This is a genomic window from Pseudomonas sp. REB1044 (assembly GCF_038813925.1).
Taxonomy (GTDB): domain Bacteria; phylum Pseudomonadota; class Gammaproteobacteria; order Pseudomonadales; family Pseudomonadaceae; genus Aquipseudomonas; species Aquipseudomonas boreofloridensis.
The window spans coordinates 1567028-1587173 of the sequence record NZ_CP046139.1 but is presented as its reverse complement, the minus strand read 5'-3'; the positions used below and the strand labels follow the sequence as shown (position 1 = coordinate 1587173).

12 protein-coding genes and 3 pseudogenes are annotated in these 20146 nt (G+C 59.8%); 2 read left to right on the top strand and 13 right to left on the bottom strand.

Features of this window, described 5'->3' with window-relative positions; genetic code table 11:
* Window positions 1-780 precede the first annotated feature (780 nt).
* Together GKC70_RS07525 and ihfB are read right to left on the bottom strand one after the other, a co-directional pair.
* A complete protein-coding gene (locus GKC70_RS07525) occupies window positions 781-1839 on the bottom strand; it encodes a Wzz/FepE/Etk N-terminal domain-containing protein (RefSeq protein WP_342650952.1) in 1059 nt (352 codons plus the stop codon).
* 628 nt (window positions 1840-2467) lie between these two features.
* Window positions 2468-2764, bottom strand: coding sequence for an integration host factor subunit beta (gene ihfB / locus GKC70_RS07520; protein WP_342650951.1), 297 nt, complete (start codon window positions 2762-2764; stop codon window positions 2468-2470).
* A 323-nt stretch (window positions 2765-3087) separates the two neighbouring features.
* Between ihfB and GKC70_RS07515 the strand changes: the two genes are divergently transcribed.
* Window positions 3088-3645 carry a hypothetical protein gene (locus GKC70_RS07515; RefSeq protein WP_342650950.1) on the top strand — a complete coding sequence of 186 codons (558 nt, stop codon included), beginning with the start codon at window positions 3088-3090 and terminating at the stop codon, window positions 3643-3645.
* Between the two features lie 320 nt (window positions 3646-3965).
* Here GKC70_RS07515 and GKC70_RS07510 read toward each other — a convergent pair.
* The 11 genes and pseudogenes from GKC70_RS07510 to mtnA all read right to left on the bottom strand — a co-directional run bounded on the left by GKC70_RS07510 (window position 3966) and on the right by mtnA (window position 18653).
* A pseudogene (locus GKC70_RS07510) lies at window positions 3966-5474 on the bottom strand (IS66 family transposase).
* A gap of 30 nt (window positions 5475-5504) precedes the next feature.
* Window positions 5505-5675: pseudogene (tnpB, locus tag GKC70_RS07505) on the bottom strand (IS66 family insertion sequence element accessory protein TnpB); the annotation flags it as partial.
* 175 nt (window positions 5676-5850) lie between these two features.
* The gene (locus GKC70_RS07500; protein WP_342650949.1) at window positions 5851-6036 is read right to left on the bottom strand and encodes a transposase; all 186 of its coding nucleotides are present in this window, start codon (window positions 6034-6036) and stop codon (window positions 5851-5853) included.
* A 258-nt stretch (window positions 6037-6294) separates the two neighbouring features.
* Window positions 6295-6720: pseudogene (locus GKC70_RS07495) on the bottom strand (group II intron maturase-specific domain-containing protein); the annotation flags it as partial.
* Between the two features lie 653 nt (window positions 6721-7373).
* A complete protein-coding gene (rpsA, locus tag GKC70_RS07490) occupies window positions 7374-9053 on the bottom strand; it encodes a 30S ribosomal protein S1 (protein WP_029613715.1) in 1680 nt (559 codons plus the stop codon).
* 124 nt (window positions 9054-9177) lie between these two features.
* Window positions 9178-9864 carry a (d)CMP kinase gene (cmk, locus tag GKC70_RS07485; RefSeq protein WP_029613714.1) on the bottom strand — a complete coding sequence of 229 codons (687 nt, stop codon included), beginning with the start codon at window positions 9862-9864 and terminating at the stop codon, window positions 9178-9180.
* Window positions 9861-12068, bottom strand: coding sequence for a bifunctional prephenate dehydrogenase/3-phosphoshikimate 1-carboxyvinyltransferase (locus GKC70_RS07480; RefSeq protein WP_342651481.1), 2208 nt, complete (start codon window positions 12066-12068; stop codon window positions 9861-9863). The genes cmk and GKC70_RS07480 overlap by 4 nt, the downstream gene beginning before the upstream one ends.
* 108 nt (window positions 12069-12176) lie before the next feature.
* The gene (gene pheA / locus GKC70_RS07475) at window positions 12177-13271 is read right to left on the bottom strand and encodes a prephenate dehydratase (RefSeq protein WP_342650948.1); all 1095 of its coding nucleotides are present in this window, start codon (window positions 13269-13271) and stop codon (window positions 12177-12179) included.
* Window positions 13271-14356 carry a 3-phosphoserine/phosphohydroxythreonine transaminase gene (gene serC, locus GKC70_RS07470; protein WP_342650947.1) on the bottom strand — a complete coding sequence of 362 codons (1086 nt, stop codon included), beginning with the start codon at window positions 14354-14356 and terminating at the stop codon, window positions 13271-13273. Before serC ends, pheA begins: the two co-directional genes overlap by 1 nt.
* Before the next feature lie 203 nt (window positions 14357-14559).
* The gene (gene gyrA / locus GKC70_RS07465) at window positions 14560-17322 is read right to left on the bottom strand and encodes a DNA gyrase subunit A (protein WP_342650946.1); all 2763 of its coding nucleotides are present in this window, start codon (window positions 17320-17322) and stop codon (window positions 14560-14562) included.
* 257 nt (window positions 17323-17579) lie between these two features.
* Window positions 17580-18653, bottom strand: coding sequence for an S-methyl-5-thioribose-1-phosphate isomerase (gene mtnA, locus GKC70_RS07460; RefSeq protein WP_342650945.1), 1074 nt, complete (start codon window positions 18651-18653; stop codon window positions 17580-17582).
* A 109-nt stretch (window positions 18654-18762) separates the two neighbouring features.
* On the opposite strand from mtnA, the gene GKC70_RS07455 reads away from it, so the two are divergent.
* On the top strand, window positions 18763-20088 hold the full coding sequence (locus GKC70_RS07455) for a TRZ/ATZ family hydrolase (protein ID WP_342650944.1): 1326 nt from the start codon (window positions 18763-18765) through the stop codon (window positions 20086-20088).
* Window positions 20089-20146: the final 58 nt, after the last annotated feature.

The following is a 20146-nucleotide window of genomic DNA, read 5'->3' as shown; positions in this document are numbered from 1 at the left end:
CTGTTGGATTTCCGGCGCTCGAGAGGGATTAGTCTATCTCGCACAAGCGTCTAGTTAGACGCGAAACAAAGGCTCCATCATAATCTTTTTAGGCGTCTCGCACCATAAAGGTTTCGAATACCAAATTACCACCACCCCGCCATCACCCGAGCAATACTCCTTCCTCCTACCTAGGCCCAGTGCCGCGTCGAGCCATAGGCTCGAACGACTTCAGCGATCGCGCTCTCGTAACCGGGGTACGGGACCCTGGAAGCTGGGCACCAAGCGATGCCTGCTCAGCTATCGACACAAGCCCCCACGATTGCGTTCTCGCTGACCCGCCTTCGATTGCGGCATCACAAACCTTGAACAAGGGCGGACGTCTATTTTTTTGCCAGCGCAACGCCATTGACCGCAGAGAGCGCTTAATACCCCCGGCTCAACCCAGTAAAACCTGAAACGCATCTAAGTACAGGGAGCTAGCGCAGGACATCCAACTTCCCCAACAATACATGCTCAATAGATCAATACGGCGATTCTAGCAGGGGACAAATGTGAGCTTGATCAGAAAAGAAAAACCGCGCCGAGCGCTGACAAGGCTTCGAATAGCGCAATGCAGCACTCCGAAGCCCCTGGGAATAATCACTTGCAACTAGGCAATTTTCTACCTGGCTGGACAAACTCGCATTTTTCCCGCTTCAAATCTCGGAAGCTCGAGACAGAATGTAGGAACACGAAAAAAGTCTCAGAGGCTGGGCTGGCGACCCAATCCTCCAAGACCTAGAGAGTGCGAGCAGAAATTCAACTAGCCCTGCCAGTGCGCCGCGCGCCCACCCAGAACTGTCGCACAAATGCCACTACCAACCCCAACCCAAGTCCGCCAAACACCGCCATACCCACGATCAGCGCCTTCCGGGGCTTTACCGGCTTGTCCGGCTGGAAAACAGCACCATCTTGCTGATACATAGCCACCAATGAAGGATCAATCTTCAAGTTACGAAGAAAGGTCAGCCGCTCTTGACGCTCGCGCAGACCAGCGATATATGGATCATTGGAAGACCGAGAATTCAAATTGGAAATTTCCGCCTCAAGCGCTTTGCTACCCCGCATGTACGTCAGAGCCCCACCCATACCTGCAGAAACTTCACTCGACAATGTATTGGATATGATAGGCGGCTTTTCCAAACCGATTGACTTGGCGATGATCAGCGCCTCCTTAAGCTGAGCAATCTGATCAGAGCGCTGAGTGTCAGCAGTAGCACGCGCGGCCCTGATCTGCTGCTCCAGATTATCCGCCATAATGGAAATATCGCTGCGTGTACCACCCAGAAGCTCGCCTTTCGCTTGCTTCGCGGCCATTTCTGCGTAACTCGATACCCAAAGCGCCGCAACCCTCGGATCCTCGACGTTCGAAGTGATCAAATAACGATCGGCACCGTCCTTAACAACCTGCTCAACAGACAACATACCGTTGAATTTAGCGTAGAGCACATCCCGCGAATTTTTTCGCTCATCCTCTTTTAACCACGGCAAAAAAGTAGTACGAAAAAATCTGTCTCGAACCGACTCAGATTGCAACGCCTTGACATATATGCCATACACATCATTCGCGGTAAGCGGTGCCAGACCCGTACCTTCTCCCCGACCAAAGTTGAGCTGCGAAATCTCATCTTGAGTGGGCGGCCTGATGTACACCTTCGACTGGTAGACAGGAGTCGCCAGCAGAACGTAGAGCATGGCGATACCAATGATCGGCATCGCCACCAGAACAACCCAAAGCTTCTGCTGCCAGATGCCTTGAAGAAGCTCTATCAAATCGATTTCACCACCACCGTTCAGGTGCTCGCGTTCATTGCGCATTTAGCATATTTTCCTTAGAGGCGCCCTACCGACTCACAACAGAGACACGCCGGACATAGAAGCGGAGCATAAGCCCCATCAGCACCAACCACAGCTAGCAGACAGCCACTCACCACAGTAATCGGGAGTAGATTCAGTCACACCCCATAAGTTCCTCACCAGATATCTCGATTACCTTGATAGGCACGCACGTCATCAGCCCACACGCAACCATCGACCAGTATCCGGCAGGATCCACACCACGGAACCCTACAAGCGCTTCGGCTCACCCCGGAACCGAGAGACACTCTTTCGAGAGCAGAGAAACAAATTGACGATCGCGATTCCGCTCAAAAAAACTACAAACCCAAGCTTAGCCGTCACTAGTAGCTCGCCGCTCTGAAGATCGAGAATTGAACCCAGCCCCAAGCGCGCGGACCAAGTGAAAAAAATTTCCAAGCAGTAGACCTGCAATCAATGCCCCCAGCACTATCACCGCTATGGGCATAGGAGGTGCAGACCACCCTACCATCCCGACAACCACGGACTGTTGATTCTCCAGAACAAAGAGGAGCGCCACAATCATTATCAGAAGCACCATCATGACAGTGACAATTTTTTTGAAAGCGCGCATCAGTCATTCCTCGCATCAAAGACCAGAATGCTCATCCTCGTTAACTCGATCCCGCAGCTCCTTCCCAGGCTTGAAATGTGGCACGAATTTGCCCTCAAGCTCGACAGACTGACCGGTTTTCGGATTACGGCCTACCCGAGGAGCGCGATAGTGAAGAGAAAAGCTTCCGAAGCCACGGATCTCGATCCGATCACCGGTTGCCAGGCACTGAGACATCTGTTCAAGCATGGTCTTGATGGCCAGCTCCACATCCTTGGAAGAGAGCAGCCCCTGGTGTGTGACAATTCGTTCGATCAGCTCCGACTTCGTCATGATTTTCCCTTCGTTATCAAGCAGCTAGATCAATGCTTGATCAGGTTTTAACATGGTCGAGGCCATTTGAACAGAGCTTACGCGAGTGATGATCGAATTCTCGACAAAGGATCCTGGTTGATCCGCCTCTGGCGCCACTCTCACCCACGGCTTCACACCACACCACCAAGTTATACCTATCACACCCTAATCTAGCCACAGATTTGCACCGCAGCCTTGTAGGATTTGTCATAATCGCACCCCAGATGACTCTGATATTAGAGCGCTAACAAACCGCTTGATGCCTGCCCCTTGCTCTCTTGTAGTGACCACAAGGATCGTTTATGCAAAAATTGTCTGTTTCGATCATGCTCGCGGCCGGACTGGCCGCACCCGTAGCAGTCGCTGACTCGGCCGACCAATCCCACTCATGGGAAAACGAGCCCACGGCTTTCCTAGGTGTGCCTTTTCATGGAAATTTCATGAAAAATGTGCCCGAATGCCCGGAAAAACCCGAGCGACCTACCATGATTTGCCGCTCCTCAACTTCCGATCCCTCCCAGTATGAAATCAGAGGCCTCCCCTATATTCCTATTAGTTCCGGATATCAGCTATTCGCCACTATCCAGAGCGATGCAATCACCCAGATGATGCTTACCGGCAATGCCAGCAGCCTCGAGCTAGTTGATGACTTTCTTACCGACACTTTAGGCCAACCCAACTCAAGCGTAAGCCGAAGGATCCAATTGACTTCTGGCGCTTCTTATGAAATTAAATCCAGTTCATGGGAAGGGAAAAAGATAGCTGTACACTTCCAGCGCGATGAAAAAGATTTGAGCCGATACGCAGTTATCTTTACACCGACTACGCCCCCATCTCCGAACCCAAAGACCCCAGGATAAGGGATCATACGGGCTCTGCAGGTAGTGGGGAAAAATAGTCGGCGAAGCTAGAAACTCTACCCATCCACGGATAGTAGCTTCTGAGCGCCAAGCGAGACGAATCGAGTAGGAGGCGGGCTCACACCCGCCGTCCCATCACACCACCGTGCGTGCAGCTCCGTACACAGTGGTTCAGATTATACGGCTAAGCCGATTGATCGTATCCAATCTCCACACAAGCCCAAGGTGATCCCATAGTCTCTTCGGAAGCGCCTGATTCATATGCGGCTCACCCGAGTCCACCATGGGCGTAAGCGTCCGCCCAACGCACCTTGCGTAAGTCAGGCCGATACCCACTCATGCGGCAGCAGTTGCCCGATCTCACTGGCCCGCTGTGTCGGCAACCGCGTCAGCACATCTTTGAGGTAGGCATACGGATCATGCCCATTCATGCGCGCCGACTGGATCAAACTCATGATCGCAGCCGCTCGTTTACCACTGCGCAGCGACCCGGCAAACAACCAGTTCGAGCGCCCGAGTACCCATGGCCGTATCTGGTTCTCGACCTGATTGTTGTCGATGGGCACAGATCCATCGTCCAGGTAGCGCGTCAGCGCTACCCAGCGTTTCAGGCCGTAGTCGAGGGCTTTGGCCGTGGCTGATCCGTTGGGCACCAGGTCACGCTAGACCAACATCCACTCATGCAGTGTTTTGCTGATCGGTACCGCCAGTTCCTGACGTATTCGCCAACGATCTTCATCCCTCATTTCCCGCGCCTGGCGTTCGACCTCGTACAGGCCGCTGATCGAGTGCAGCGCTTGTTCGGCCAGCTGACTTTTGTTCGCTACGTGCAGATCAAAGAACTTGCGACGGGCGTGGGCCATACAGCCGATTTCAGTGATGCCTTACTCAAACCCGGCTTTGTAGCCAGCGAAGTCATCGCAGACCACCTTGCCGCTCCAGTCGCCCAGGAAGTTGCGCGCATGTTCGCCACCACGGCTTGGGCTGAAGTCGTAAACCACCGCATTAAGCGCCGAAAACGGCGTCGTGCTATAGGCCCAAACAGAAGCCCGGTGAGTTTTCTTCTCGCCTGGCGCAAGCATCTGCACCGGCGTTTCGTCAGCGCGAATCACGTCCTGTTTCAGCACAGCTTCACGCAGAGCATCGACCAGCGGCTGCAGTCGCACGCCGGTTTGTCCGACCCACTGGGCCAAGGTCGAGCGAGCGATTGCCAGCCCGGCGCGATCAAAGATTTTCTCCTGCCGGCACAGCGGTAAGTGATCGGCAAACTTGGCCAGCATCACGTGGGCCAACAAGCCTGCGGTCGGGATGCCTTTATCAATAACCTGGGCTGGCACCGGCGCCTGGATCAGGGTTTCGCACTGACGGCAGGCCCATTTGCCACGCACATGTTGCTCGACGGTAAACACCCCCGGCGTGTAATCCAGCTTCTCGCTGACGTCTTCGCCGATGCGTTGGAGTTGGTAGCCACAGGCGCACTGGGTGTTTTCGGGTTCGTGACGAATCACCGTGCGTGGAAACTGCGGCGGCAATGGGGCGCGCTTCGGCGATTGCCGTGGCTCGGCTTGTGACGAAGCGGGAAGAAGCTGTTTCAGCTCGGCCTCGATAGCTTCAAGATCCGTATCGAGCAGGTCATCCAGCAAGCTGCCTTGCGCCGGGCTGATTTGCTCTCTGCGCTTGGCAAACTTGTGGCGTTTGAGCAGGGCGATTTCGAAGTTGAATTGTTCGATGAGGATTTCGTCGTTCTGGATCTTCCGGCTCATCGCCTCGTCCTGGGACTGCAACTGAAACGCCTGTGCCGCCAAGGCACGAAGCTGTTCCGGAGTCATCTGGTCGACGTGGCGAATACCGAGCCAGTGAAACTTGCCTTGATTCAGGCGCCGCGCGGCAAGCCAGACGCCCACGCCATCGTGCACCAACACTTTCATCCGGTTAGCCCGGCGGTTGGCGAACAGGTAAGCGCAGTGCGGTTTCGCCGCACCGAACACGCCGATCACCCGAGCTAATGCAGTTTCGGTGCCGGCGCGCATATCCATCGGCTCGGTGGCCAGCCAGAACGCATCGATGCGGATCATTGGGCCACAGCCCGGATAAATTTCGCGCAGCCCTCAGGATCCGAGGCTGACCATTTCACCGTGATCAATTGCCCGGCCACGGGCAACTCAATGATCACTGATGCTTCGTCTGGCCGTTTAGGTGCGGCTTTTAGCGGAACGAATGCCGGTAGGAAGTCGCTGCGGGCTGATCTCGATAGAACGGCAGCCATTTTCGGATGACATTGGCATTGATGCCGTGGCTGATGGCGACACTGGACACGGTTGCGCCAAGTTGCAGGCATTCCTGAACGACCTGGGCTTTGAATTGTTTCGGATAAGAGCGTCGGTGGCGCATGGAAATCCTAGCGATAAGGGTGATCGCGTCCGCTTAAAAATACGCGGACACCATCGCCCTTAATGCTGGAGTTCGGAAGGTGAGTTCCCCGGACGCTTATACACACGCGGCAAGCGCGCCGCATGTACGAATGCCAGCAATTTTGATGTGAAGAAGAACCAGGCCTGAAGTCGGGGGGGGGTAGACGATGGAGCAGGAGACGAGTTCGCACTGACCACCCTCTCACACCACCGTGCGTACAGTTCCGTACACGGCGGTTCAGGTTATGCGACTAAGCCGATTGATCGCATCCGGTATCGAGACAAACCCAAGTCGACCCCATAGTTTCTTCGGCAGCGCCTGACTCATGCGTGGTGCTCCGGAGTTCCACCATGGGCCTCGGCCATTGAAGGCTGATTTGTACGTCTAACCCTAGACACATCAGGTTGCACGTCCTCGTGAAGGGTTGCTTCCATTGGTGCCAGATGGCACAGCGAAGTTTGCGCCTGACCCAACCATCCAGTACCTCAAGCGGCCATTTGCTCTGATAAGGCTTGAAATAGTCAGCCCAACCTCATAACACGGGGTTTATCAACCCAATGACGCTCACCATCTTGCGCCCCGCACGCCATGTAGCAGTTCGCTTAGCCGATCGCGCACGCGACCTGGGCTCATCGCTACCACGCGCGACCTCGGCTGCCGGTGCCCGCTCCATCAGCGCGTCCAGCTCCGCGCTCGTCCACGCCACTGACGCCGTTGGTACTTTTGCACGACCAGCAGTCATTCTCGGCTTCTGGCCGGAACCCCGGGTGACCGGATTTTCCTTAGGACATTTCTGCATTACGGCTATCAACGAGACAGCGATGCCTCCTGGCGGCATAACCTGTTCGGCCCTTGGTGGCGCGTTAACCGCCAATTACTACGGCTTCGGCTGACTTCTGCACGCTCATCCCGCCGCCTCTCTGCGCTCGGTAGCACAGTGACAAACGTGCAGATCTCCCAGGGTAATTCGCGCGACCTTCCTGCTTATTCCTGTCGGATCTACCCCACAGCGCTCTGTGCAAGTATCGGGCTTTGGCGATTTGTGCCACCTCACCCCGCTGTGCCGCCTCTATCCGCTCCCTGTTCGTCAGGCCAGCATTTTGCCTCAGGCTTACTTCAGATTCGCAGTCACCTGCGACGCCCTTGCCTCTGGCTAACACTTCCCCTTGCCGGGTGTGTAGAGGACTTTCACTTCCAAGCCACCCGCCTGGCCACCACAACCAAGCGGGTTACGCTCACGCGCAACGCGCCATGCCTGGCGCACACAAAAAAGGGCGACCCGAGGGTCGCCCTTTTTCTTACCGATCAAACAGAACTCAGTTCTGCTTGGCCATTGCTTCGCGCAGCAGCGCAGCCATGGTGGTGTCGGCAGCAGCTTCCGGAGCGGTGTTTTTCAGGCTCTGGATAGCTTCGCGCTCTTCAGCATCGTCCTTCGATTTGATGGACAGGCTGATGACGCGGGACTTGCGGTCAACGCTGATGATCTTGGCTTCGATCTCTTCGCCTTCCTTCAGCACGTTACGCGCATCTTCAACGCGGTCACGGCTGATTTCGGAAGCCTTCAGAGTCGCTTCGATGTCATCGGCCAGGGTGACGATGGCGCCTTTGGCGTCAACTTCCTTCACGACGCCCTTGACGATTGCACCCTTGTCGTTGACAGCAACGAAGTTGGAGAACGGATCGTCTTCCAGCTGCTTGATACCCAGGGAGATGCGCTCGCGCTCTGGGTCAACCGACAGGATGACGGTTTCCAGCTCGTCGCCCTTCTTGAAGCGACGTACGGCTTCTTCGCCGGTTTCGTTCCAGGAGATGTCGGACAGGTGAACCAGACCGTCGATGCCGCCGTCCAGACCAATGAAGATACCGAAGTCGGTGATCGACTTGATGGTACCGGTGATCTTGTCACCCTTGTTGAACTGGCCGGAGAAGTCTTCCCATGGGTTGGATTTGCACTGCTTGATACCCAGGGAAATACGACGACGCTCTTCGTCGATGTCCAGCACCATAACTTCCACTTCGTCGCCAACCTGAACGACTTTCGACGGGTGGATGTTCTTGTTGGTCCAGTCCATTTCGGAAACGTGTACCAGACCTTCAACACCTTCTTCCAGCTCCGCGAAGCAGCCGTAGTCGGTCAGGTTGGTAACGCGCGCTTGTACGCGAGTACCTTCTGGGTAACGGGCAGTGATAGCGACCCACGGATCTTCGCCCATTTGCTTCAGACCCAGCGAAACGCGGTTGCGCTCACGGTCGAACTTCAGAACGCGCACGTCGACTTCGTCGCCAACGTTAACGATTTCCGATGGGTGCTTGATGCGCTTCCACGCCATGTCGGTGATGTGCAGCAGGCCGTCGATGCCACCCAGGTCCACGAATGCGCCGTAGTCGGTGAGGTTCTTGACGATACCTTTGACTTGCTGGCCTTCCTGCAGGGTTTCCAGCAGGGCTTCGCGCTCGGCGGAGTTCTCGGCTTCCAGCACGCTGCGACGCGAAACAACAACGTTGTTGCGCTTCTGGTCCAGCTTGATGACCTTGAATTCCAGCTCTTTGCCTTCCAGGTGGGTGGTGTCGCGCACTGGGCGGACATCAACCAGGGAGCCCGGCAGGAACGCACGGATGCCGTTAACGTCGACAGTGAAGCCGCCTTTAACCTTACCGTTGATAACGCCCTTGACCACTTCTTCGGCGGCGAAAGCTGCTTCCAGAACAATCCAGCACTCAGCGCGCTTGGCTTTTTCACGGGACAGCTTGGTTTCGCCAAAGCCGTCTTCGACCGCGTCCAGCGCAACGTGCACTTCGTCACCGACCTTGATGGTCAGCTCGCCAGCTTCGTTGTAGAACTGCTCGAGCGGGATGACGCCCTCGGATTTCAGACCGGCATGTACGGTAACCCAGTCGCCGTCGATGTCGACAACGATACCGGTGATGATGGCACCCGGCTGAAGATTGAGGGTTTTCAGGCTTTCTTCAAAGAGTTCTGCAAAGCTTTCGCTCATTTTAATTCCTGTAGATTCGGGCGAAACAGACGCCCATCGCCACATTCCAGACAATGTGGGTTTCGTTTAAGTAAAGGAAAGCAGGCAGGACGATGACTGGTGCCCCTGCCTGCTTTCCTGATGATCAGAGCAGATCGCGCAGGGCGATCTCGCTTCTGATCCGTTGCAGCACCTGCTCGATGGACAATTCGGTGGAGTCCAACTGGATGGCATCGGCCGCCGGCTTGAGCGGGGCCACTGCGCGTTGGGTGTCGCGCTCATCGCGCGCACGAATCTCATCTAGCAGACTTGACAGACTAACATCTTCACCCTTGCCCTTCAACTGCAGGTAACGGCGACGCGCTCGTTCCTCGGCACTGGCCGTAAGGAAGACTTTCAGCGGGGCGTCTGGAAATACCACGGTGCCCATGTCGCGACCGTCGGCAATCAGCCCCGGCGCTTCGCGAAAGGCACGTTGGCGCTGCAGCAGCGCTTCGCGAACGGCCGGCAGTGAGGCAACCATGGAGGCACCCGCCCCGACCGTCTCGGTACGGATGACATGGCTGACATCCTCGCCTTCGAGAATGATTTGCTGCAGCTTGCCGGGCTCCGCCGCGATGAACTGCACGTCCAGGTGAGCCGCCAAGGCCTTGAGCAGTTCTTCGTTGGTCAGGTCGACGCCATGGTTGGTCGCGTTGAATGCCAGCAACCGATACAGCGCCCCGGAATCGAGCAGTCGCCAGCTCAGCTCACGCGCCAGCAGCCCGGCCACAGTACCCTTGCCGGAGCCACTAGGTCCATCAATGGTGATGACCGGCGCCAGCGAATTCACGACTGCGCCTCTTGTGCCACGCGGATACCCACTTCGGCACACAGCGCCAGGAAGTTCGGGAACGACGTGGCGACGTTGGCGCAGTCATGAATGCGGATTGGCGCGCTGGCCCGCAGCGAAGCGACGCTGAAGGCCATGGCGATACGGTGATCACCGTGACCATGGACCTCGCCGCCACCGATCGGTCCGCCATCGATGATGATGCCATCCGGCGTGGGCTCGCACGTGACGCCCAGCGCCTGCAAGCCATCGGCCATGACCTGGATACGGTCGGACTCCTTGACCCGCAGTTCTTCGGCGCCGCGCAGCACGGTACGCCCTTCGGCACAGGCCGCGGCGACGAACAGCACCGGGAACTCGTCGATGGCCAGCGGCACCAGCGCCTCTGGAATGTCGATGCCCTTGAGCTTCGCGCCGCGCACGCGCAGGTCAGCGACCGGCTCGCCACCCACTTCACGCTGGTTTTCCAGAGTGATGTCGCCGCCCATCAGGCGCAGAATATCGATCACGCCGGTTCGGGTCGGGTTGATGCCGACATGCTCCAGCACCAACTCAGAACCTTCGGCAATGGATGCCGCCACCAGGAAGAAGGCCGATGACGAAATATCGCCGGGCACTTCGATGCGAGTGGCTTTCAGCGTGCCGCCTGCTTGCAGCGAAGCTACCGGACCATCGCTGTGCACCGAATAACCGAAGCCCCGCAGCATCCGCTCGGTATGGTCACGGGTTGGCGCGGGCTCGGTGACGGTGGTGGTGCCTTCGGCGTACAGGCCGGCCAGCAACAGGCACGACTTCACTTGGGCGCTGGCCATCGGCAACGTGTAGTTCAGCGCCTTCAGTTTCTGGCCGCCGCGAATGGTCAGCGGTGGACGTCCCTCAGGCCCCGTCTCGACCACCGCCCCCATTTCCCGCAGCGGATTGGCAACGCGGTTCATCGGGCGCTTGGACAGCGAGGCATCGCCGGTCATGGTCACGTCGAATGGCTGTCCAGCCAACAGACCGGAGAGCAGGCGCATCGACGTGCCCGAGTTGCCCAGGTAGATCGGACCGGGCGGCGGCTTGAGACCCTGCAGGCCGACACCGTGAATGGTCACGCGGCCGTGGTGCGGACCTTCGATGACCACACCCATGTCACGGAAGGCCTGGAGGGTTGCCAGAGCGTCCTCGCCCTCGAGGAAACCCTCGACCTCAGTGGTGCCCTCGGCCAGGGAGCCCAGCATGATCGAGCGATGGGAGATGGATTTGTCGCCCGGTACGCGAATCCGTCCGGACAGGCGGCCACCAGGTTGGGCCAGGAAAATCAGGTCGTTGGCGTTCATAGCGTCCACATAGGCCCGGCGGGCCAGGATTTTACTGAAATGCTCACGGGCGACCCGAGCACGGGTGAACACACCCAGCAGTTGGTGCCCGTCTCCTGCATCGACCGCGTCGCGCAAAGCGTCGAGGTCGCTGCGAAATGTATCCAGCGTGCGCAGGACAGCCTCGCGGTTGGCGAGGAAGATGTCGTGCCACATGATCGGGTCGCTGCCAGCGATTCTCGTGAAATCGCGGAAGCCCCCGGCAGCGTACCGGAAGATATCGAGGTTTTCATTGCGTTTGGCCAGCGAGTCCACCAGACCGAAGGCCAGCAGGTGCGGCAAGTGACTGGTGGCGGCCAGCACTTCGTCGTGGCGCTCGACCGGCATGTGTTCCACGTCAGCGTCCAGCGCACGCCACAACCGATCGACCAATGCCAAGGCGGCGCCATCGGTTTCGCCAAGCGGCGTGAGGATGACCTTGTGCCGACGGAACAGCACCGCGTTGGATGCCTCCACACCGCTCTGCTCGGAACCCGCGATCGGGTGGCCCGGTACGAACCGAGGAAGACGCTCGCCGAGCACAGCCCGCGCAGCGCGCACTACATTGCCCTTGGCGCTGCCGACATCGGTAATTAAAGCCCCCCCAAGTTCCAGCACAGCCAGGCGTGCTAGAAGCTTCTCCATGGCGAGAATCGGGACAGCAAGCTGGATCACATCGGCACCGACGCACGCGGTGGCCAGATCGTCTTCGCAACGATCGACCACGCCGAGCGCCACCGCCTGCCTGCACGATTCGGCATCCAGATCGACGCCGACCACTTCGCGGCACAGGCCGCTTTCACGCAAGCCCTTAGCGAACGAACCACCGATCAGGCCGAGACCGACGACGACCAGACGATCGACGATGGGCGCGGATTTGCTTTCTGCTGCATTTACCACGGGTGCGAACCTTGTTTGGAAATCGGGACGAACTGTGAGGGGGTTGCGGGCCGCTCTACCCCCTACAGCCTCGAGTCAAAGCACCGCCTTCGGATAAGACCCAAGCACCTTGAGGGCTACAGCCTCCTGGCTGATCTGCTCCAGCACGGCCTTGATCAATGGGTCACGATGGTGGCCGACGAAGTCGATGAAGAACACGTAGGTCCACTTGCCACTGCGCGAAGGCCGCGTCTCAATGCGGGTCAGGTCGATCCCGTTATCGTGGAACGGCACCAACAACTCGTGCAGCGCACCGGGTTTGTTGCTCATGGAGACGATGATCGAGGTCTTGTCGTCCCCAGTCGGCGGCACTTCCTGGCTGCCGATCATCAGAAAACGCGTGGAGTTGTCCGGACGGTCTTCGATTTTCTCAGCCAGTCGGGTCAGCCCGTAGAGATTGGCTGCCATGTCACCGGCGATCGCCGCCGAATTCCATTCACCCTTCACGCGCTTGGCCGCCTCAGCATTGCTGGAGACCGCCACCCGCTCGACGTTCGGGTAGTGGGCGTCCAACCATTTGCGGCATTGAGCGAGCGACTGCGCATGGGAGTAGATGCGCGTGATGCTGCCGGTCTTGGTGTTCTCCCCCACCAGCAGGTGATGGTGGATACGCAGCTCCACCTCACCGCAGATCACCATGTCATGCTCGAGGAAACTGTCCAGGGTATGGCTGACCGCACCCTCCGTCGAGTTTTCCACGGGCACCACGCCGAAGTTGACGGCACCGGCCGCCACCTCTCGGAACACCTCGTCGATGGCCGCCATGGGGCGACTCACGACCGCGTGGCCGAAATGCTTCATGGCCGCCGCTTGCGTAAAAGTGCCTTCAGGGCCGAGGTAAGCCACTTTCAGCGGCTCTTCCAAGGCCAGGCAGGAGGACATGATTTCGCGGAACAGTCGCGCCATCTCCTCGTTGCCCAGTGGTCCTCTGTTGCGCTCCATCACGCGCTTGAGCACCGCAGCCTCACGCTCGGGACGGTAAAACACCGGCTTCTCGCCTTCGGCGAGCGAGGAGGTCTTGACCTTGGCCACTTCCTGGGCGCAGCGGGCGCGCTCGCTGATCAGCTCGAGGATCTTCTCGTCGAGGCTGTCGATGCGCACGCGCAGCGCCTTGAGTTCCTGCTCGACCATCAGGCGTGCTCCTTCTCGAATTCAGTCATGTACTGCACCAGGGCCTCGACAGCCTCCAGACCCAAGGCGTTGTAGATGGAAGCGCGCATGCCGCCAACCGAACGGTGCCCTTTGAGGTTGAGCAGACCGCGTGCATCGGCGCCGGCCAGGAAGGCTTTGTCCAGGCGCTCGTCAGCCAGGCGGAACGGCACGTTCATCCACGAGCGGGCATTGTGGCTGATGGGGTTGGTGTAGAACTCGCTGGCATCGATGAAGCCATACAAGCGGTCTTTCTTGGCCCGATTGCGCTGCTCCATGGCCTCGACACCGCCCTGCTCCTTGAGCCACTCGAAGACCAGGCCCGACAGGTACCAGGAATAAGTAGCCGGCGTGTTGTACATCGAACCGTTATCGGCCGAAATCTTGTAGTCAAGCATGGTCGGGCAACTGCTGCGAGCGCGACCCAGCAGGTCCTCTCGCACGATCACCACCACCAGACCACTCGGGCCGATGTTCTTCTGTGCGCCCGCATAGATGAGTCCGAACTGGGACACGTCGATAGGCCGGGAGAGAATGTCGGAAGACATGTCCACCACCAGCGGTACGTCGCCCGTCTGCGGCACCCAGTCGAACTGCAGTCCGCCGATGGTTTCATTGGACGCGTAGTGGACGTAGGCAGCATTAGCGGTCAGTTGCCACTCGTTTTGCCCGGGAATGGCCAGGTAATCGTAAGGCTTGGCGCTGGCCGCCACGTTGATGGTGCCAAAGCGGCGACCTTCCTCGATGGCTTTCTTCGACCAGATACCGGTCTCGATGTAGTCGGCGGTGCCGTTCTCCGGCAGCAGGTTCAACGGGATCTCGGCGAACTGCTGGCTGGCACCGCCCTGCAGGAACAGCACTTTGTAGTTCGAGGGGATGGACAACAGTTCGCGCAGATCCTGCTCGGCCTTTTCGGCGATCGCGACGTATTCGTCGCTGCGATGGCTCATCTCCATCACCGACAAGCCTTTGCCATGCCAATCCAGCATCTCGGCCTGGGCGCGCTGCAGGACAGCGTCGGGAAGCGCGGCAGGGCCTGCGCAGAAGTTGAAGGCTCGTTTGCTCACATCCACTCTCGCTCTGACAAATAGAACAAAATCGTTACTGGCGGGCCGCGCTGTTGCTCGCATGGGCGACGCTGAGGCCGCCTTGCAGTCTTAGCGCGGCGCAAGGCCGCCCCACAAGAAGCGACCGCTGAATACAGGGCATTGCCAAGGGCAATCAGTCGAACGGGGCGACCTTGGTCGCCCCGTTCGGGTCTTGCGTCTACTTACTCCTGCGGAGCCTCTTCAGCACCCGCAGCATCATCCTCTGTGCCTTCGAGCTCGGCACCCTCCTCGCCTAACTCGACGCTGTCGTCGAGCTCGTCTTCGGAAGGCTCCTGGATACGCTCCAGACCGACCAGCGTCTCGTCGCTGGCCAGCTTGATCAGCGTCACACCCTGCGTGTTGCGGCTCAGGCTGGAGACCTCGCCGACGCGCGTACGAACCAAGGTACCCTGGTCGGAAATCAGCATGATTTCCTCGCCCTCATGGACCTGGATGGCCCCGATCAGCAGACCGTTGCGCCCCTTGGTCCCCATGGCGATGACGCCCTGACCACCGCGACCGCGACGTGGGAACTTGGACAGCGGGGTGCGCTTGCCATAGCCGCGCTCGGAAGCGGTCAGGATCTGCGCGCCAGACTCGGGGATCAGCATGGAGATCACCTCTTGGCCCTTGCCCAGACGCATACCGCGCACACCGCGAGCGGTACGACCCATCTGGCGAACCACGCCTTCGGCGAAGCGGATCACCTTGCCGGCGCTGGAGAACATCATCACTTCCTTGGCACCGTCGGTGATCGCGGCGGCGATCAGGGTGTCGCCTTCCTTGAGCTTGACGGCGATCAGACCGTTGGAGCGAGGACGAGCGAACTGCACCAGCGGAGTCTTCTTCACGGTCCCCAGGGCGGTCGCCATGAAGATGTAGGCGCCGGTCGGCTCGGCGACCAGCTCTGGCGTGTCACCTTCTTCCTCGTCGACTTCCTCGGGCTCGACCACCTCGCCCTCGAGCACGGCGTCATCGGCCTCATCGAGCTCTTCGTCGAGCTCATCGCTTTGCTGCAACGCTTCGAGGTCGATCTGCAGCATGGCGGTGATACGCTCGCCCTCTTCCAGGGGCAGCAGGTTGACCATAGGACGGCCACGCGCCGCGCGGGACGCTTCAGGAATATCGTAGGTCTTGAGCCAATACACCTTGCCCTTGCTGGAGAACAGCAGGAGGGTGGCGTGACTGTTGGCAACCAGCAGATGCTCGATGTAGTCCTCGTCCTTCACGCCGGTCGCCGACTTGCCCTTGCCACCACGGCGCTGCGCCTGGTAGGCAGACAGCGGCTGGGTCTTGGCATAGCCGCCGTGGGAAATGGTCACCACACGCTCTTCTTCGGGGATCATGTCGCCGTAGTTGAGGTCGTGGCGGGCATCGAGAATCTCGGTGCGACGCACATCGCCATACTCGGCGCGAATCGCCTCCAGCTCTTCGCGGATCACTTCCATCAGGCGCTGGGCGCTATTGAGGATGCGGATCAACTCGCCGATCTGCTCGAGGATCTCCTGGTACTCGGCCAGCAGCTTCTCGTGCTCCAGGCCGGTCAGGCGGTGCAGGCGCAGCTCGAGGATGGCCTGGGCCTGCTCGGGCGACAGCCAGTATTTGCCATCACGCAGACCATACTGCTCCGGAAGGTCCTCTGGACGGCAGGAGTCGGCGCCAGCACGCTCGACCATGACCTGCACGGCGCTGGACTCCCAGGGCGTACTGATCAGCGCTTCCTTGGCCTCCGACGGCGTTGGCGAGGCCTTGATCAGCGCGATGACCGGGTCGATGTTGGACAGCGCGACCGCCTGACCTTCGAGGATGTGCCCACGCTCGCGTGCCTTGCGCAACTCGAACACGGTGCGCCGGGTCACCACTTCACGGCGGTGACGCACGAAGGCTTCGAGCAGGTCCTTGAGATTGAGCAGGCGCGGACGGCCGTCGATCAGGGCGACGATATTGATGCCGAATACGCTCTGCAGCTGGGTCTGCTGGTAGAGGTTGTTGAGCACCACCTCCGGCACCTCGCCGCGACGCAGCTCGATGACGACGCGCATGCCGTCCTTGTCGGACTCGTCACGCAGCTCGGTGATGCCTTCGAGCTTCTTCTCCTTGACCAGCTCGGCAATCTTCTCGATCAGACGCGCCTTGTTCAGCTGGTACGGCAGCTCGGTGATGACGATCTGCTGGCGGCCACCGACCTTGTCGATGTCTTCGATCTGCGAGCGGGCGCGCATGTAGATGCGGCCACGACCGGTGCGATAGGCCTCGATGATGCCCTGGCGGCCGTTGATCAGGCCAGCGGTCGGGAAGTCCGGGCCCGGGATGAACTGCATGAGTTCGTCGACCGTGACCTCGGGATTGTCGATCAGCGCCAGGCAGCCATCGATCACCTCACCCAGGTTGTGAGGCGGGATGTTGGTCGCCATGCCCACGGCGATGCCGCTGGAACCGTTGACCAGCAGGTTGGGGATCTTGGTCGGCATGACCGCCGGGATCTGCTCGGTGCCGTCGTAGTTGGGGACCCAGTCGACGGTTTCCTTGTGCAGGTCGGCCAGCAGCTCGTGGGCCAACTTGGTCATGCGCACTTCGGTGTAACGCATGGCGGCGGCGTTGTCGCCGTCCACCGAGCCGAAGTTGCCTTGACCGTCGACCAGCAGGTAGCGCAGCGAGAACGGCTGCGCCATGCGTACGATGGTGTCGTACACGGCGGTGTCGCCGTGCGGGTGGTACTTACCGATGACGTCACCGACCACACGGGCGGACTTCTTGTACGGCTTGTTCCAGTCGTTGCCCAGTTCGCTCATTGCGAACAGGACGCGGCGATGCACGGGCTTCAAGCCATCACGCGCATCGGGCAGCGCTCGCCCGACAATCACGCTCATCGCGTAGTCGAGGTAGGACTGTCTCAGTTCGTCTTCGATATTGACCGGGAGGATTTCTTTGGCCAGTTCGCCCATGAGAAGCCTGATTCCTTTTTCTGGTGAAACTTCGTGATGTCCATCGGTGGACGAACGAAGCTCGCCGCCACCGCGTTCGACGCAGGGGCGACATACGACAAATCAATGAGTTGAGCCCAGGATCTGCGCAATGAAGGGCACCGCAAACAGCACCCTTGGAAACTGCCGGATGGTATCACAAACGGCTGCGCGGTGGGAGAGAGGGCAGGATGCCACCGGGGCGTAATTCTGTGCCGATCTGCCAGGCGTTCCAGCACTCAATGCAGGCGTTTGCGACACATCAGTTGGGCGATCTTGGCCGTGTCAGGACGCTCGACAATGCCCTTTTCGGTCACGATCACGTCGATCAGGTCTGCGGGCGTCACATCGAAGACGGTATTGAACACTTCGACCTCGGCCGCCACCCGCTTGCCGGCCACTTCAAGCAGTTCGTCCGCCTCGCGCTCTTCCAGAGGAATGTCTTCGCCACTGGGCAAATTCAGGTCGATGCTGGTGCTCGATGCCACGACCATGAAGCGCACGCCGTGATGCATGGCCGCGACCGCCATCTGATAGGTACCGATCTTGCTCGCCACATCGCCATTGGCGGCGATGCAATCGGCGCCAACCACGACCCAGGTGATGCCTTTGGTCTTCATCAGATGTGCCAGCGCCGAGTCGGCACATACGGTGACCGGAATGCCCTCATGCGCCAACTCCCAGGCCGTGAGCCGCGAGCCTTGCAGCCACGGCCGGGTTTCGCCGGCATACACCCGCTCGACCATGCCTTCCAGATAGGCGGCATGGATCACCCCCAGGGCCGTACCGAAGCCACCACTGGCCAGGGCGCCGGCGTTGCCGTAGGTGAGCAAGGTCTGTTCGCTACCCTGATGGCGACGGATCTGCTCGATGCCGTGCTGGGCCATGGTCAGGTTGGCTTCACGATCGCTTTCGTGGATGGCCACCGCCTCGGCTTCCATCAGCCCCAACAGATCATCTTCGGGACTCAGGCGCTGCAGGCGCTCACGCATGCGGTTCAGCGCCCAGAAAAGATTGGCAGCCGTAGGGCGCGCTTCAGCCAGCTCGAGAAAATCCTCCTCCAGCGCCTGCTCCCAATCGTCCTCGCTCAGGCGCTCGCGCAGGGCAAGAACCAGCCCATAGGCTGCAGCGATACCAATGGCCGCCGCCCCACGCACGGCCATGGCGCGGATCGCCTGCACGACGGAGGCGACGTCGGCACACTCCAGCCATTGCTCGCGGGCAGGCAGCAGACGCTGGTCGAGCAGGTGCAGGGTGCCATCACGCCACTGGATGCCGGTCACCTTCTCTGCCGCCATAAGTCGCTCGCGCATCGCCTCTCCCCGCCGTTGACTGATCAAAAGCGGACGATTATAGCGAGCCCAGGCCGCGAGCGCTCGGGTATACTGCGCGTTAAATCGTCAGAAACCCCGGACCCTGCGCATGCCGCCAGCCTCTTTGCCCGTTGACCTGCTGCTCGTTCCCACCTGGCTGGTGCCTGTGGAACCGGCCGGAGTGGTGCTGGAGGGGCACGCGCTTGGCATTCGCGATGGTCTGATCGCCTGGTTGGGGCCGCGCGAGCGGGCACCGCAGGCACGGGAGGTGCTCGAACTGCCCGACTGCGTGCTGACCCCTGGGTGGATCAATGCCCACGGCCATGCTGCCATGAGCCTGTTTCGCGGCCTGGCCGACGACCTGCCGCTGATGACCTGGCTGCACGCGCATATCTGGCCCGCTGAAGCGCGCTGGGTCGATGAGGCTTTCGTGCGAGACGGCACCGACCTGGCCATTGCCGAACAGCTCAAGGGCGGCATCACCTGCTTCGCCGACATGTATTTTTTCCCGCGCGAAGCCTGTGACCGCGTGCATCGCAGTGGTATGCGCGCGCAAGTGGCCGTGCCCTTGATGGACTTCGCCGTTCCCGGCGCGCGCAGCCCCGACGAGGCCCTGCATCAGGCCATCGCGCTGTTCGGCGACGTGCGCCATCACCCGCGCATCACCCTCGCCCTCGGCCCTCACGCGCCTTATACGCTCAACGACGAAAACCTGGAAAACATACGCGTCATCGCTGACCAACTGGATGCGCCGCTGCACATGCACATCCACGAAACAGCCGATGAAGTGCAACGTGGCGAAGCCGAACACGGCGAGCGTCCGTTGACGCGCCTGGCCCGTCTGGGCCTGCTTGGCCCGCGCCTGCAGGCGGTGCACATGACCCAGGTCAGCGAAGACGACCTGGCCCTGCTGGTAGAAAGCAACACCAGCGTGGTGCATTGCCCACACTCCAATCTCAAACTGGCCAGCGGTTTGTGTCCGGTCGAGCGCCTGTGGCAGGCCGGCGTCAACGTCGCGCTGGGTACCGATGGCGCCGCCAGCAACAATGCCCTCGACCTGCTTGGCGAAGCCCGCACCGCCGCCCTGCTGGCCAAAGCCGTTGCCAGTTCGGCCACCGCTCTGGATGCCCACCGCGCCTTGCGCATGGCCACGCTCAACGGCGCCCGGGCGCTAGGGCTGGAGGCCTGCATCGGCTCGCTGGAAGTCGGCAAGGCAGCGGACATCACTGTGTTCGACCTCACGGGCCTGGCTCAGCAACCGGTGCATGATCCTGTTTCACAGTTGATCTACGCCACGGGCCGCGACTGCGTGCGCGATGTCTGGGTGGCGGGCCAGCGCCTGGTCGAGAACCACCGACTGACTCAGATGGACGAGGCCGCGCTGATCGCCAGCGCCCGCGAGTGGGGCGCGCGTATTCGCGACGGCCAAGCATGACTGGCGGGCAGCCAAGGCTGCTCGCCTGAGACACCTTTTATCGAAGCTTTCAGAGGAT